The organism is Bifidobacterium dentium JCM 1195 = DSM 20436 (assembly GCF_001042595.1).
GTDB classification, from domain to species: domain Bacteria; phylum Actinomycetota; class Actinomycetes; order Actinomycetales; family Bifidobacteriaceae; genus Bifidobacterium; species Bifidobacterium dentium.
On sequence record NZ_AP012326.1, the window covers coordinates 2,181,173 to 2,197,415 of the forward strand.

Below are 16,243 nucleotides of genomic sequence, written 5' to 3' on the forward strand. Positions count from 1 at the left end.
CGTCGGTGGTTTGCGACACTTGCCCAATCTGCCGACGCTCAGCACATTTCAACGTTGGTGGTTTGAACATAAACATCACCCAAACCACCAACTCCTTTCGTCCTCTGAGCTACCGAGTCGCAATCGGCCCAAACCTTCATCAACCTAGGATGACGGCTGCATCAGTCGTTCAAAGTTTCCGGCCGGGGAATCAGGAACGAGCATCCGAGGGCGAGCAGCAGCACTACCGCACCTCCAATCATACTGGCGACATATCCGGCGGAAGTACCGTTCGATTGGGAGAATGCGTCCATGACGCCATACAGCACTGTGTAGCTTATGCCTGCGCCAAGGTTGAATGCGCCCGCATTGAAGCCGGTCAAATAACCAGTGTTGTCCTTTGGCGAAAGCACCACCCCAAGTCCATTTAGCATAATATTGACGGTACCGGCGTAGCTGATACCAAGCAACAGAGAGAGACCAAGCAGTCCAGCCACGGTCGGTGTGTGCACAACGAAGGTGCCAATTGCAGCGGCGGCTACACTGATGCCGAGTCCGCAACGCAACACTTTCAGATAACCGAACTTGGTGGCCAGAATACCGGCGATTGGACCAAATATTAGACCGATGATGGCGTATGGCGTTAGCGTAAAGAACGATGAGATGCTCGCGGAGACACCCGCACCGCATTCACTATCCTGGGCGATAGCCGGCACCACGCCATTCATAATGGCGAACACACCGGTTAAAGACAGCAGGGTGGTAAGCAGCAGACCCCAAGTACGGCGCTGCTTGAGATAGTGCACGGGAGATAGCGGATGGCTACTCTTTCTTTCAACGGCCCAGAATGTCACAAATGCAGCCAAGGCAATCGCTAGCAAAATACCAACGAACATCCAATTGACTTCCGCGATATGTTGCATGGAATTGACTGCAGTCAGCGCCGTTCCAACAGCGACAACCAGGAAGATCACACCCAGCCAATCCATCCTCTCGTTCTGAGATCCTTCCGCGACACTTTCGTCTGCGAAAATGCCGACCAGGATGGTGGAGGCGATGCCAATCACAGCCATGGTCCAGAAAATCGGACGGTAGCCCCACGTTCCTGCAATCCAACCACCGGCAATAGCGTCAACGCCTGCGATACCGCCATTCACGGATGTGATGACGGCCATCAACTTGGTGTATTGCTTTTCGTCGGGCACGCGGACATGCAACATGATGATGCATAGCGTCACAATCGGTCCAGCAGCACCTTGTAGCAAACGACCGACAAGCAGTACGGTGACGTTCGGGGCAAGCGCGGAGACCGTGCAGCCGGCGACGGTGAACAGTAGCATACCCATAAGCACCTTTTTGCGCCCCATCAGGTCGGCCAAGCGCGGCAGAAACAGTGAGAATAATGCCGCTGAGGTAAAGAAAACTGTCTGTGACAAGCCGATTTGGGTGGCCGTCGTGTTCAGCTCGTTCTGCATAGTCACCAAAGCTGGAGATAACATGGAGGCGTTGAGCTGAAAAGCGAACGTGGCCGTCAAAAATGCGACCATCAGAAACGCAATTGATGTACCGCCCTTCCGCAACGGCATGGAAACTTCAGGCTGCATTGTCCTGCTCATTTTCAAACTTCTTTCCTGTGATGATGCTTGGCATCGTGAAACTCCTTTGTTTTGCCCGAGAAAATATCGCTGGATCAGGCAAATCCACGACTTTGTCAACGCGATACTTTAAAGATAAATCGATTTGGCAAAGATGTCAAAGACGAGAGGATGACTCTAGCCTACAGAGACGGCTCTGTTATGAGATTCCCTTGAAAACTGCCCATTGTTGACATCACCAAAAAACGACACGCCGAACACATACCTGCCCATATATCCTCGGAAAAGAGTCAGTGAAATCCGAATAACCTATCGCAACGGAGCAGTGCTGGAACGGACAATAAGCTGCGGAGTATAGGTCTTCACCTCACGCTTACGATTTGGATGATCGATGCGATCCATCAACATTTTGGCCGCATCGGCGCCCATTTGACGCGTCGGCTGACCCATGGTAGTCAACTCCGGATTCATCAACCCCGCGAACAACACGTCGTCATAACCAATCACGGAACGATCGTCAGGCACCCTGTACCCCATTTCCGCCGCCACTTTGCACACCGCGAGCGCCGTAAGGTCGTTGGCAGCCACCACCGCAGTAAAATCTCCCCAATTCATCATTCGTGCGAGGTTAAGCGCCGTTTCATAGGTGTAGTCGCCCTCGCGCACAATACTCGAATTGTACTTGGCACCATTCTCTTCAAGCGCCTGACGATATCCTTCGAAACGACTGCGCGCCCCTTCGAGAAACAGCGGGCCAGTGATGCATGCAATGTGTCTATGTCCGAGACGAATCAAGTATTCCGTAGCTGTTCTACCTCCGAACAAATGATTGCCGGCAACCACGTCACCACTGTCGGCGCTCGTGAAATCAAGCAACACATGAGGCATACTTCGTTCCTTCAGGATATCGACACACACCGCATCTCGGCTTTTATCGCTGGTAGTTCTAGCCAAAATCACGCCTTCGACGTTCTTCTGGTACATCAGCTCAATGTACCCGCTTTCGCGATCAGGCTGATTGTCGGAATCGTTGAGTATAAGACTCCAACCGGCTTCATGACAGGCGCGCTCAACCCCCTTGGCGAACGTCGCATAGAAATCGTTACTGATATCGGGAACAATTAACGCCATGGTGTTGTTGCTGCCCTTACGCAGGTCGCTAGCAGCCTGATTACGCACGTAATGCATGTCCTCGGCAGCTCTAAGCACCTTCTGTCGCGTTTCCTCCGAGACTCTAAACGGTTTGCCATTCAGAATCAACGAAACCGTAGGCACCGAGGTTCCCGTCGCCTCGGCGATGTCTTTCATGGTCACTCGCATCACATGCACCTCCCTCAATATTGTACGTGCCGTTCCGGCGTGTCGTTGTTTGACATGAATTTTGCTAAATGTTTAATATGTATTTGCCAAATCGATTTATCAACAAAGGAGTTATATCATGGCAAAGCAGAAGATCATTCTCGATTGTGATCCGGGGCATGATGATGCCGTCGCCATCATGATGGCCGGCAAACACCCAAACATTGATTTGCTTGGTATCACCACCGTTCGCGGTAACCAAACCTTGGAGAAGACCACCCGCAACGCTTTGAACGTCTGCCAGTATCTCGACCTTGATGTGCCGGTATATCAGGGTATGAGCCGTCCGATGGTCATCGAGCCGCGTCAGGGCGAAGAACGCGTGCATGGCAAGTCTGGCCTTGACGGCCCACAGTTTGATGAACTAACCAAGCCTCTCGAAAAGAAACATGCATTACAGTATCTGATTGAGACGCTGATGGCCTCCGACGGCGACATCACACTGGTGCCTACAGGTCCGCTAACCAACATCGCCATGGCCATGCGTATCGAACCACGCATCTGCGAGAAGATTCAACAGATCGTACTCATGGGTGGCAGTTATCAACATGGCAATGTCACCCCATCCGCCGAATTCAACATCTGGGCCGATGCGGAAGCGGCGCACGTAGTGTTCTCCAGTGGGGTGAAGGTGACCATGATGGGACTTGACGTGACCCGCAAAGTGCTGTGCACCCCGGAAATCGTTAAGCGAATGAGCGTACACACGAACAATGCGGGCAGGTTGTTCTGCGATCTGATGACCTTCTTCGGTCAAGCCCAGAAGCGTACCTACGGATGGGAGGGAGGCCCTCTACATGATCCGACCACTGTGGCTTATCTAATCGACCCATCCATCGTGACCGTCAAGAACATGCATACCGATATCGAAATCCGCAGTGAGCAAAGCTACGGCCGCACCAACTGCGACTACTTCCTACTTACCGACAAGCCTAAGAATACCAACGTCGCTATCGACATCGACGTGGAAAAGTTCTGGAATCTCGTGGAGCACTGCATCTCACTGTATGACTAATCCCTTGAAAACAATCACGATGTATGGGGGTGGTCGTAATGAGCGTTCCGAACATACGGATTTGCGATTCCTATGTAATCGCCATTGCATGGCACACATACATTACCGGCCTTGGCTATACCGCCAAGCTACAACGATGGGGAAATAAGTGGCGCGTAATCACCATTGACTAACCTCATCACATTACGAAATCCAAGATTCCTCATGTATCTGAGGTCGATCAGCCACCACAGGAATGGAATCCGAACATTATTCCGGGTTCTATGCTACCGGTCGACCATAATCACCTGAGCGTCGGTGGTTTGCGACACTTGCCCAATCTGCCGACGCTCAGCGCCTCTCAGTGTCGGTAGATTGAGGCACCTCCCAGTCTGCCGACGCCTAGAGCGCCGTAAGCGTCGGCAGGTTGGGCATGGCCCCGGACTGCCGACGCTTACGGCACATCGACTCAGTGACGATTGTTGAGACGGTGGTACATCTCGCTGATCTCGAGGTCACGCTCGAATTCGCGGGCGGTGGTGTTCTCGTCAATGGTGGCGAGCTCGACGCCGGCAATGCGGGCGAAGTCCTCCCAAGCCTCACGACCGACGGAAGTGGTCATGCAGGTGTGGTGCGAAGCACCGGAGCGCAGCCAGCACTCGGCGGAGGTCTTCAGGTTCGGACGCGGAACCCATAGGGCACGGGCGCACGGCAGCTCCTTGAGGGAACCGTCCGGCTCGACGATGTCGACCACGTTCATGGTCAGGCGGAAGCGTTCGCGCACATCAGACATGGACACGACCACGGCATCCTTCTTCGGGGCGCCGGTGAAGACCAGACGCACCGGATCGGCCTTGCCGCCGATGCCGAGCGGATGAATCTCCAGTTTCGGCTTGGCGATGGTGCCAATGGACGGAGAGGTTTCAAGCATGTGGGAGCCCATGATCTTCTCACGGCCCGGCACGAAGTTGTAGGAGTAGTCCTCCATGAGGGACGCGCCACCGTCAAGGCCATACCCCATCACGGCGCCGATACGCACGAGCACGGCGGTCTTCCAATCGCCCTCGGCGGAGAAGCCGAAACCGTACTCGGATGGGAAGCGCTGCGGGCCAACGCCCGGCAGCTGCGGCAGGGAGCCGAGGTCCTCGAAGTTGTCGACGCCGGCGGTGCAGCCGTTGGCACGCATCATGTTGACCATGGCGGCCTCTTCCTTGGCCGCGATGAACAGGGAGTCGTACTTGGCGTCAAGCAGTTCCGGATCGACGTCGTACTTGGCCTTGTAATCTTCGATAATCTCCTTGACCTGATCGTCCTTGACGGCGTCGTAGGCGGCGCACAGTTCGTTGACGGCCCAAGTGTTGATGGAGGCGCCGAACACGCGCTCGGCTTCGGTCTTGTCGCCTTCGGTGACAGCCACGTTACGCATGTTGTCGCCCCAGCGCATGACCTTCATGTTGTTGGAGGCATCCCAGCCGGCACAGGCGCGGGTCCAGGTGGCGATCTGCTCGGCGACTTCCGGATCGGTGTAGTGGCCGACGACGATCTTACGATTGATGCCCAGACGGGTCAGGATGTAACCGAACTCGCGGTCGCCGTGGGCGGCCTGGTTCAGGTTCATGAAGTCCATGTCGATGGTTTCCCACGGAATCTCGAAGTGATGCTGGGTGTTGAGCTGCAGCAGCGGCTTGGTGAGCACTTCGAGGCCGCGAATCCACATCTTGGCCGGAGAGAAGGTGTGGCACCAGGTGATCACGCCGATGACGTTCGGATTTGCGGAAGCTTCGACCATGAAGGCCTTGACGCCGTCGGAGGACTTCAGGGTGGGCTTCAGCACGATCTTGACCGGAATCTTGCCGGTGGCGTTGAGCGCGTCGACGATTTCGCCGGACTGTTCGGCCACCTGGCGCAGGGCTTCTTCGCCATAAAGATCCTGGGAGCCGACGCCGAACCAGACTTCCTTGCCTTCGAACGGGTTTTCCATTGTCATGTTGTTTCCTTTACTTCGTTGTTGTTGCGATCGTTGATTGTGCTTTGTCGATTATGTTGCGCTGCCATCTCTGGCGAAGGAACGTCGTCAGTGCTGTCCGTAAACGTTCTGGTAGCGGTCGTTCAGCTTGTCGATGTCCTCCTGCGGAATCGGAATGATATCGCCCAGCTGCTTGGCCGCCCACATGGTGTGAGCCACCTCCTCGGTCATGGCGGCGGCCTTGACGGCACCTTCCGCATCCTTGCCGATGGTGAACGGGCCATGATTCTGCATGAGCACGGCCGGAGACTTCGGATACTTCTTCAGGGTCTCCACCACGCCCTCGCCAATGGCCTCGGAACCGATCAGTCGGAACGGTCCGACCGGTACCGGCCCGCCGAACTCGTCACCCATCATGGTCAGGCCGCACGGAATGTTCTGGCCGGTCGCCGCCCATGCGGTCGCGTAGGTGGAGTGGGTGTGCACCACGCCGTACACGTCGGGCATGTGGCGGTAGATGTAGGCATGGGAAGCGGTGTCGGAGCTCGGCGACTCGGAGCCGTCGACCACGTTGCCGTCAAGGTCGCACACGACCATGCTCGACGGAGTCAGGTACTCGTAGCGCAGGCCGGACGGTTTGATGACCATCAGGTCGGCGGTGTGCAGACGCTGGGACACGTTGCCGGCCGTCCATACGACCAGATTCCACTTGATCAACTGCTCGTGCAGGGTTGCGACGACTTCGCGCACCTGCTTGACTTCGGCGCGGACCTCGGGGCCGTAATCAGCCAGAGTTGCCATGATGTTTTTCCTTTCGTCAGGTCTTGATTTGATTTACGATTACTTGGTTTCCAGAGGGATGCTTGCGATTGCGGCGTGCTCCATCGGCAGTCCCTTGCGGAAGCGGTCGAAGAATTCCTCGAAACCGGCCACGTCGTCGGCGTCTGGCTCTTCCGTGGTGGAGACCACGTCTGAGAAGACGCGCGAATCGAGGTATTCGTCAAGCGGCTGGTCGGCATGCCACAGGTAGTCGGCGAGCACGGCCATACCCCACGCTCCGCCTTCAGCGGCGGTGGCCATGACCTTGATCGGAGTGTCGAACGCGGCTGCGAGGATTTTCTGCGCGACCTTCGGCGTGGTGAAGATGCCACCATGCCCGACGAGTGAATCGACTGCGACGCCTTCGTCCTTGGTCATGACGTCCATGCCGATCTTCACCGGCGAGAATGCGCCGAACAGTTGGGCCCGCATGAAATTGCCAAGGCTCATCCGAGCTTCCGGACCGCGGGCGAACAACGGCCGGCCTTCCGACAGGCCGGCCAGGAATTCGCCGGAGCGGAACGGATAGTTGATGAGTCCTCCGCAATTGGAGTCGACGTCATCCGCGATCGCGGAACGGAAGAGCGTGCCATACAGCGTGCCGGCGTCGACCGGCTGTCCGATGGCAGCCGCGAACTGGCCGAACAGGCCGACCCATGCATTGAGATCGGAGGTGAAGTTGTTGGCGTGGCTCATACCGGCCAAATCACCGGCCGGAGTGGTGACGAGATCCACTTCCGGATGCAGTCGTGCCAGCTTGTGTTCGAGCACCACCATGGCGAAGATCGAAGTGCCGGCGGAAACGTTGCCGGTGCGCACGCGCACGGAATTGGTGGCCACCATTCCGGTGCCGGCGTCACCTTCAGGCGGGGCGAGGGTGATGCCCGGCTGGAGGGTGCCGGTCGGGTCGAGCAGCTTGGCGCCTTCGGCGGTGAGTTCGCCTGCCGGAGCACCGGCCACCAGCGGTTCGGGAAGTAGATCTTCAAGCTTCCATGGCTGGGCCGCGACTTCCGGCAGCGCATCGAACTTGTCGATGAACGCGGTTTCGTAGGTGTGAGTGGTCGGGTCGATGGGGAACATGCCGGAGGCATCTCCCACGCCGAGCACCTTCCTGCCGGTGAGCTTCCAGTGCACATAGCCAGCGAGCGTGGTGAAATAAGCCACCTTGCCGACGTGCTCCTCCTTGTTGAGCACGGACTGGTAGAGGTGGGCGATGGACCAGCGTTCCGGAATGTTGTATTGGAAGAGTTCCGAGAGCTTCTCATGAGCTTCGGATGTGTTGGTGTTCTGCCAGGTGCGGAATGGGACGAGCAGCTCGCCGTTCTCGTCAAAGGCGAGGTAGCCGTGCATCATGGCGGAGAAGCCGATGTGCCCCACATGGGTCAGTTTCTCGCCGTAAGCGGTTTCCACGTCGCCGGCCATCTTGGCGTATGCGGTCTGCAGGCCCGTCCAGATCTCCTCCTGGGTGTAGCTCCACAGGCCGTCTTCCAGATGGCTGGCCCAGCCGTAATCGCCGGCGGCGATGGTGTGGTATTCGTCATCGATAAGTACCGCCTTGATTCGGGTAGATCCGAATTCGATGCCCAAGCTCGTCTTGCCTGCGCGGATTTTCTCGGCGGTCAACGCAACCGGCTCTTGCGACATAGTTCCAAACTCCTTGCGTCCGAGCGCCTCGTAACCACTCTGTCAACCGAATGTTAGCGCTCACTGTTAACGCTCACTATTCTAAACGGAAAGCATCGACCACACAAGTCCGCCGTGTCCTGCCACTCCATGCAATTCGCCTGATTCCAGAAAACGGGGGACATTCAAATCATCCTCGGCAGACCTCATCCGTCCGATTCACCAAAATCGGACAACCAGAGAACGACAAACGGCTTGTGGGTGTCCGAATTTGAAGATTCGGACACCCACAAGCCAAAGAGTCACGAGCAACGGAACTCAGCGGTGGCGTACAGGCCCCAAAGAACTGCGATTCATGACTTTGGCGGGGATAAGACCCACACCATGCTGCGAGATGGAGAACGAGTTCTCGTCGCCCTCCCCAAGCAGATACAGCGCCTCACGCATGGCTGCGGTACCAAGTCGTTCGAAGTCCGGGTGAATCGTGGTCAGGGGCGGGAACATATTGTCCATCGCCGGCATGTCATCAAAACCGACGACGCTGACATCCTGCGGAATGCGCACACCGTGCTCGTGCAACGCGCGAGCCACGCCCACGGACTGGCTGTCGTTCGCGCACACCACACAGGTCGGCAGTTCACCGCCGGTGCGTCCGATATTGTCAAGCACATGATTCATTTTGCCGTACGCTTCCGTGGCATCCCACGATTCACATTGCACGGTCACGGAACTGATCGCGTTCGCCCCGCATAGCTTGTTCCAAGCGAGCAAACGGGTCGCCGCATCCCGCCATTCCTTCGGACCGGCGAAATACAACACCGAACGGTGGCCATATTCGCTGACCATTCGCATCACGTCAGCCATGGCACCCCACTGATCCACGCCCACCACGGAAACATGACGGCGGTCGGTGGACGTCATCAGCCGCAAACCGTCCTGCACGCTTACGCCTCCGTGAGTGGAAGTGACGATCACACGCGGCTGCGAAATCTGCGCACGGCATGCGGCGGAGAACATCACATCGGTCGGCGTCAGGAAAATGAACGCGTCCACGTTCTGTTCGTCGAAGGTGCGGCATAAATCGTCAAAATCACCTTGCGTACACAACGCCTCGTGCACCATGCTCACCGACATGAACAAACCATGCGACCGAGCCATGGACTCGATGGCGGAAATCGCGGAAATCGGACCATAGAAACGCTGGCCGCCGGCAATCAATCCGATGGTACGCGAGCGGCGCGAAGCCAGAGCGCGCGCGGAATTGCTCGGTCGATAGCCAAGTTCGTCAATGGCCTTCTGCACTCTCTCCCGCGTGGCGTCCGACACATCAGGCGAATGATTGATGACGCGCGACACCGTCTGATGACTCACTCCGGCAAGCTTGGCGACCTCGAACATGGAAGGACGCTTGTTCGCCGTTTTACGCCTGACTGCCATGCCTCATTGCCCTCCACACGCGACCATTGTTGCCTTCGACCATTCTACACGCAACTTCAGTTAGCGCTAACAGGCGTTCTCTCGCGTTCACTTAGTGCAGCATTCGTGCATGCCGGCAACCACCGGCGAACTTACTTACCGAGCTGCCAGACGGGCAAGTCGAGCCGCAAAATTCGGCCAGTCGGTACGCATGGCGGTCAGGAGCCTGCGATTGGGGACCTCGTCGATCGGAACCCATTCGACTTCCATGCTTTCGTCGTCATTCGCAGCCGGATGCACATGATGCCCGGGCTTCTCGAAGGCGAAGACGGTGGTATATGCCCACGGTCCGTGATCCTCACGGTAGGAGCCGACCACTTCAATGTCTTCCGGAGTGATGTTAGCTTCCTCGTAGGATTCCCGCAACGCACCTTCGATCGGGCTCTCGCCGTCGGCGGTGGCGCCTCCCGGAATGCCCCACGTGCCGCCTTCCGCGCTCCAGACCGCACGATGCTGCATGACGATATGCGTCACCTTGCCGGTCTCTTCATCGCGTCGGGCCAGCAGCACGCCGGAAGCGCCGTTGATGCCCCAATGCTTACGTCCGCAGGCGCAGTCCACCCAGCCGTCGCCAGGCTGATGCACATTTTCTTTGGGCGGCAACGGTTTCGCCGCTCCCGTTTTCGCATCATGAGTCACGCGCGGATACTGGTCCTCACGCGTCACATTCCACAAATCGGTCCATTCCACACCCAGTCCGGCCGCCAGTCGGCGCACCAACGGCAGGCTCAATCCGATGATGCCGTGTGGATCGCCCTCGATGGAATCGATGAACGCGCCACCGAAACCTTCCAGCGTAAAGGATCCGGCAACCTCCAGCGGCTCACCGGTGGCAATGTAACGCTCGATGTCAAGGTCGGAATATTCGCAGAAATGCAATGTGGCCTTACTCGCGCCACGGACCATGCGACCAGTGGCGAAATCAATCAGGCAGTGGCCGGTCCACAGTTCGCCGGTGGCGCCTCGCATGGCACGCAACCGCTCACGAGCGACGGCTTCGCTGTGCGGCTTGCCATAGCATTCGCCATCAAGCAGAAACATGGAGTCGCAGCCGAGAATCAACGGGCCGACGGTGGCGCGGGTAAGTCCCGGCTGACCTTCGACCGCATCGGTGATCGGCTCGGTGACGGTCGGAATGGCGACATCGGAAAAATCACGGGTCTGCACATCGTCGGAATCCTGCACGACTTCCGGTCGCAACGTAACGACATCGGCCGCGGATCCGGTCTCAAAACCGGCGACGGCCGTATCTCCCGCAATCTCACGGGACTTCAGCGGATATCCGATGATCCTCTCGCCCGAAGCGGCGGCTGCGGTCGCCGCGACGTTACGGTACGCCTCATGTACGGCCTCGGCCTTGGCGGAAGCCAGAATCATCACTCGCCGCTCGACCGACAGATCGGCGACGCGAACCCCGGCTTCGGCGGCGGCACGTTCCAGCGCAGCCGGCTCGTCGACGTTCGAAACGCGGATGGTCGGGCAGATGCCGGCTGAGAACAGCACGTCGCGACGTGGCTTGGATTTCGAGGCGAGAATCAGCGGAATGGAAGTACTCATGCGCGCTCCACCTGCACGCCCTTGGTGTCGACGCCGAGATGCAGCACGCGCCAATGGCCGGAGGAAAGCTCTTCCGCCGCAATCCGTTCGAGTTCCTCGCGGGCGTCGCCATGATGCAGCACCAACACGCACGGTCCGGCGCCGGAAACGGTGGAGGCGAACCCGTAGGAGCGCATCTTCTCGATCAGGGCCCAGGACGGTTCCATCAGCGATGCACGATACGGTTGGTGCAATCGATCCTGCGTGGCGGCGTACAGCAACGCATTGGCGTTCTTCTTCTGGCCAAGGGCGAGCATGCCCGGATTCATGGCGGCCGGCAACAGGCTCACACGGGACACATTGTGCACGGCATCCTTGAAGGCGACCTTGCCCGGCAGGGCCTGACGGGCCTTTTCGGTGGACAGCTCGTAATCCGGAACGAACACGGCGGCGGTCAGGTCATCGGCCACACGGTAGTTGATGGTGTGGAAGCCATTGTGGAGCGGATCACCGCCCGGGATCGGCACGGAACCGACACCTTCCGCGGTCTCCATATCCCACGACATGGTCAGGCCTCCGTACACGGCCGGCGCCACATTGTCGGGATGGCCTTCGATGGCGGCGGCCAGCTCGAACACGGCGTCACGATTGAGTTCGTCATCCTGCGCGAAAGCGGCCGCTGCGGCGATGCCGGCCACGATGGCTTCGGCGGAGGATCCCATGCCCCGTGCCTGCGGAATGCGGTTGTTCGCCTGAAGGATGAAGCCCATGCGCCCCAGCCCGAAGGTCTGGCATGCACGGCGGAAGGTGGAGACCACCAAGTGGGTTTCGTCGCGCGGCAGGGTGTCGGCGCCCTCGCCTTCGATCATCACCTGCGCCGCGGTGTTCACCGGGTCGGTGCACAACGTGAATTCAAGTTCGTCGTGGTAGTCCAGAGCCAGTCCGACCGTATCGAAGCCGGAGCCGAGGTTGGCGCTGGTGGCCGGAACGCTTACACGCACCTTGCGAGTAACTGGAGTCATGTCTCGTCGTCCTTCGTCACATCTTCATTACAAATCATGCACCGTATACCCGAACCGGTACAACGGTCAAATCACGGCACGCAATCATCATCGAAGTCGGGGCCCACGTTTGCCTTGCCTGCAATCGTGGGCCCCGCACCGCAATCAGTTCAATACGCGCAAAATCGACGGCTCGCCGACCACGCAATCGAGTTCACACACATCTTCGACGGTCTTGCGCAGGGTGAGCTCGTCGGTCATATGCGTGACCAGACGCAGCTGCTGCAGCTCGCCGTCATAGCCCGGATCCTTGAGGGTGGGCTTCAGATCCTGATTCACACCGTTGATGGACACGCCATGCTCGGCGAACTTGGCCGCGATGGCGGCGAGCACGCCCGGATTGTCGTGAATCACGAAACGTACGGCGAACTCGGCCTTGGACGCTTCGATCGGCGCCTTCTTCAAGTCGTTATACAGCGGAATGACCGGGCCCGTGCAGCCTTGCGCGATATGACGCGCCTCGGTGACCACGTCGCCGACCACCGCGGAGGCGGTCGGAGCGCCGCCCGCGCCACGACCGTAGAACATGAGGTCGTCGGCCGCCTCGGCCTTGACGAACACGGCGTTGAAGGAACCGTGAACGGATGCCAGCGGATGGTTGTTGGAGATCAGCGCCGGATACACTCGCGCGGAAACGCCGGCTTCGGTATTCTCCACGACGGCCAGCAGTTTGATGACCTTGTCTTCGGCGGTGGCCGCGGCGATGTCATCGGCGGTGATCTTGGTGATGCCTTCGACGGACACGTCGTCGATGGTCACATTGGTGTGGAAGCCTAGGGTGGCCATGATGGCGGCCTTGTTGGCGGCGTCATAGCCTTCGATGTCGCCGGTCGGGTCGGCTTCGGCATAGCCCTTGGCCTGAGCGTCCTTGAGCACGTCGTCGAAGTCGAGGCCCTTGGTGGTCATCTCGTCGAGAATGTAGTTGGTGGTGCCGTTGACGATGCCGAGCATGCTCGTCACCTTGTCACCCACCAGCGATTCGCGCAACGGCTTGAGGAACGGAATGGCACCGCCTACGGAGGCCTCGAAGTAGATATCGACGCCCCTGGCTTCGGCGGCCGCGTAAATCTCCGGACCGTACTTGGCGAGCAGAGCCTTGTTGGCGGTGACCACGGAAGCACCGGATTCGATGGCGGCGAGCACGAACTTACGGGCTACACCGGTACCGCCGATCAACTCGATGACGATGTCCGAACCGGTGGCCACGCTCATGGTGTCGGTGGTGACCACGGACTTGTCGATCCATGGGAACGGGTCGGTTTCGGCGGGGTCGAGGCAAGCGACGCCGGTCAGTTCGATCGGTCGGCCGATGCGCGCTGCGAGTTCATCCTTCTGCTCCACCAGCAGACGTGCGGTCTGGGAGCCGACGGTACCTGCACCCAGCAATCCAACGCGAATCGGTGCAACATCTTCCTGTGCCAAGGCATCCTCCCTCGAATGTGAAATATTGGTATAACGTTGCTCATTGTACGGGGCCGATATGACGAACAGCGGCGAAATTCCAAGAAAGAAATCGCTATTTGCGACAATTCTGCCGTGAACGTCCCCATACGTGACGTACCATGTTCAGTAGAAGGTAACCACGAACGCGTTCGTGCCGGCTTCAACGTTGAGCGCCCGCCGAACAAAGTCCACGAAAGGACATGCAATGGCAGGATTCTTCGCCTCTCTGTTCCACAAGAAGGCCGACGCCTCCGTCTCGAATCCCGATGAGGGGGCCTTTGTCGAGTCGCCCGCCGACGATTCCCGCACGGCATCGTCGCAGGAGGAACATCTGCCGACGCGAATCGCACTCTGCTCGCCTGCCGACGGCGCCGCGAAATCGTTGGAGGAAGTGGCCGACGACGTATTCTCCACAAAGGTGCTCGGCGACGGTTTCGCCGTAACGCCGAGCAATGGGCTGATCGTGGCACCGGTCAGCGGCACCATCTCGACCATCGCCAATGCGAGGCATGCCGTGGGCATCACGATGGAGAACGGCATTGAAGCGCTGGTGCACATCGGCATCGATACGGTGCAGCTCAAGGGCGGGCCGTTCACCTTGCTGGTACAGCCCGGGCAGAAGGTCAACGCCGGTGAGCCAATCGACGAAGTCAATCTGGCGGCCGTGCATGCGGCCGGAAAGCTCACCGACGTGATCGTGGTGTTCACGAACGCCGACGACATCGATGCAATCGACATCACCGCCCACGGTGCCGTACTTGCCGGCGGTCCGGTGGGCACGTTGATTGCGCGCTGACGTTCCGTCGATACGCGCCGTTACCGGCTGACGTCCCAGCTGAGGAGATCGTCGATGCTCTGACGGCGAATCATCACATGCGCATCGGTCTCGCCGATGCCGACGACCGCCGGAATCAACGCCTGATTGTAGTTGCTGGCCATGGTGCGCCCATACGCGCCGGTGACCGGCACCGCGAGGATGTCGCCGCGCGTGATGTCGGCCGGCAGCCGCACTTCGTTCACGACGATGTCGCCGGATTCGCAGTGCATGCCCACCACACGGCACAGTTTGGTGTCGTCCGAACCCTTACGGTTGGCAAGCCGTGCGGTGTAGTCGGAGCCGTACAGGGCGGGACGAATGTTGTCGCTCATGCCGCCGTCGACGGATACGTACACACGTTCATGCACCGGATTGCCGGCCTTGTCGGTAGCGTCGCCATTCAGCCGCACCGGTTTGACGGTGCCCACACGGTAGAGCGTCACGCCGGTCGGCGCGACCGTCCAACGACCCGGTTCGAAGGAGATGACCGGGGCGGGCATGCCGAGCGCACGGTTCACGGTGGTGACCGCGTCGGCAAGACGGCCGAGTTCCACGTCGATGTCCATGGAATCCTCGCCATCGGTGTAGGCCACGGAATAGCCGCCGCCCAGATCGACCTCCGGCAACGTGTACGCATCGGTGGCGTAGAAGGTCTTGCGTAGGAGCATCATGCGTTTCGCGGCTTGAATGAAGGCATCCGCATCATGAATGTTGGAGCCGATATGCGAGTGCACGCCGACCAGTTCAAGTACGTCCTGATGGCGTTGGATATCCTTCAGCACGGCGAGCGCCGGTCCGTCGGCCACCATGGTCATGGCTTCGGCAAGTTTGCGATCGCCTTCCGAAACCTTCTCGTGGCTCATATCATACGGGTATTTGATGTCATACCGCAGGGCACGGTCGGAACCGGCCTCGCCCGACTGCTCCCCCAGCCTTGCATTGCTTCCTGCCGGAGTCACGTCGGTCAGATCGTCCAGCACGCTCAGCTTGCTCGCGTCGGCGTCCACCGGCAGCAACGCCACGCCGAATTTCTGATCCTCGTGCGCGGTCGAAACGAATTCGTGACCGCCCGCATGGATGCCGGAGGTGACGCGCAGCATCACCCGTGCTCGCTTGCCAAGACGTTTGGCGATGTCGGCGATGCGAGCGGGCTCGTTCGGCTCGTCCACCACGATTTTGGCGAATCCCTGTTCGATGGCGAGCGCGATTTCCTCATCGGATTTGTTGTTGCCGTGCAATACGAGCCTACGGCCCGGAACGCCTGCGGCGAGCGCGATGCGCATCTCGCCCATGGTGCAGGTGTCGATGAGCATGCCCGCTTCGGTGACGATGCGGCAGATCTCCTTGGACAGCAATGCCTTGCCGGCGAAGCTTACGTGCGTGACGGTGTTGTTGAACGCATTGCCTGCGGATGTTACGAATTTCGAGGCGCGCGCACGCACTTCATCGGTGTCGATGACGTAGAGCGGCGAGCCGAATTCGTCGAGCAGGCTTTCGGCGGTGCGACCGTGGAAGGTGATTTCACCGTTGTCGTTCACGGCCGACCCGGCCGGCCAAATCGGGGTGATGGGCATG

At 59.0% G+C, this 16,243-nt stretch carries 11 protein-coding genes and 2 pseudogenes; 2 read left to right on the top strand and 11 right to left on the bottom strand.

What is annotated here, in order from left to right; translation table 11 throughout:
• Window positions 1-161 precede the first annotated feature (161 nt).
• Both uriT and BBDE_RS09185 read right to left on the bottom strand, forming a co-directional pair.
• A complete protein-coding gene (uriT, locus tag BBDE_RS09180) occupies window positions 162-1,595 on the bottom strand; it encodes a uridine transporter UriT (RefSeq protein WP_003838772.1) in 1,434 nt (477 codons plus the stop codon).
• A gap of 288 nt (window positions 1,596-1,883) precedes the next feature.
• Window positions 1,884-2,894, bottom strand: coding sequence for a LacI family DNA-binding transcriptional regulator (locus BBDE_RS09185; protein ID WP_003838770.1), 1,011 nt, complete (start codon window positions 2,892-2,894; stop codon window positions 1,884-1,886).
• Window positions 2,895-3,012: 118 nt separating this feature from the next.
• On the opposite strand from BBDE_RS09185, the gene BBDE_RS09190 reads away from it, so the two are divergent.
• Window positions 3,013-3,948, top strand: a complete 936-nt coding sequence (locus BBDE_RS09190) for a nucleoside hydrolase (protein ID WP_012902498.1) — start codon at window positions 3,013-3,015, stop codon at window positions 3,946-3,948.
• A gap of 448 nt (window positions 3,949-4,396) precedes the next feature.
• Here BBDE_RS09190 and araA read toward each other — a convergent pair whose 3' ends face one another.
• From araA to BBDE_RS09225, 8 genes and pseudogenes are all read right to left on the bottom strand, one after another.
• The gene (gene araA, locus BBDE_RS09195; protein ID WP_003838765.1) at window positions 4,397-5,914 is read right to left on the bottom strand and encodes an L-arabinose isomerase; all 1,518 of its coding nucleotides are present in this window, start codon (window positions 5,912-5,914) and stop codon (window positions 4,397-4,399) included.
• Window positions 5,915-6,001: 87 nt separating this feature from the next.
• Entirely contained in the window at window positions 6,002-6,694 is a 693-nt protein-coding gene (locus BBDE_RS09200; protein WP_003838764.1) for an L-ribulose-5-phosphate 4-epimerase, read from the bottom strand.
• Window positions 6,695-6,733: 39 nt separating this feature from the next.
• Window positions 6,734-8,356: a xylulokinase gene (locus BBDE_RS09205; protein WP_003838763.1), complete on the bottom strand. Its 1,623-nt coding sequence runs from the start codon at window positions 8,354-8,356 to the stop codon at window positions 6,734-6,736.
• A 297-nt stretch (window positions 8,357-8,653) separates the two neighbouring features.
• Entirely contained in the window at window positions 8,654-9,772 is a 1,119-nt protein-coding gene (locus tag BBDE_RS09210; RefSeq protein ID WP_003838761.1) for a LacI family DNA-binding transcriptional regulator, read from the bottom strand.
• A gap of 135 nt (window positions 9,773-9,907) precedes the next feature.
• A pseudogene (locus BBDE_RS09215) lies at window positions 9,908-10,975 on the bottom strand (Maf family protein); the annotation flags it as partial.
• Between the two features lie 92 nt (window positions 10,976-11,067).
• Window positions 11,068-11,368, bottom strand: a pseudogene (locus BBDE_RS11710) (Maf family protein); the annotation flags it as partial.
• The gene (gene thrB, locus BBDE_RS09220) at window positions 11,365-12,369 is read right to left on the bottom strand and encodes a homoserine kinase (RefSeq protein WP_003838757.1); all 1,005 of its coding nucleotides are present in this window, start codon (window positions 12,367-12,369) and stop codon (window positions 11,365-11,367) included. The gene thrB and the pseudogene BBDE_RS11710, both read right to left, overlap by 4 nt.
• A gap of 144 nt (window positions 12,370-12,513) precedes the next feature.
• Window positions 12,514-13,830: a homoserine dehydrogenase gene (locus tag BBDE_RS09225; RefSeq protein WP_003838755.1), complete on the bottom strand. Its 1,317-nt coding sequence runs from the start codon at window positions 13,828-13,830 to the stop codon at window positions 12,514-12,516.
• A 226-nt stretch (window positions 13,831-14,056) separates the two neighbouring features.
• On the opposite strand from BBDE_RS09225, the gene BBDE_RS09230 reads away from it, so the two are divergent.
• Window positions 14,057-14,647: a PTS sugar transporter subunit IIA gene (locus tag BBDE_RS09230; RefSeq protein ID WP_003838754.1), complete on the top strand. Its 591-nt coding sequence runs from the start codon at window positions 14,057-14,059 to the stop codon at window positions 14,645-14,647.
• Between the two features lie 20 nt (window positions 14,648-14,667).
• Here BBDE_RS09230 and BBDE_RS09235 read toward each other — a convergent pair whose 3' ends face one another.
• Complete coding sequence (locus BBDE_RS09235; protein WP_003838752.1) at window positions 14,668-16,242, bottom strand: diaminopimelate decarboxylase family protein; 1,575 nt, start codon at window positions 16,240-16,242, stop codon at window positions 14,668-14,670.
• Window position 16,243: the final 1 nt, after the last annotated feature.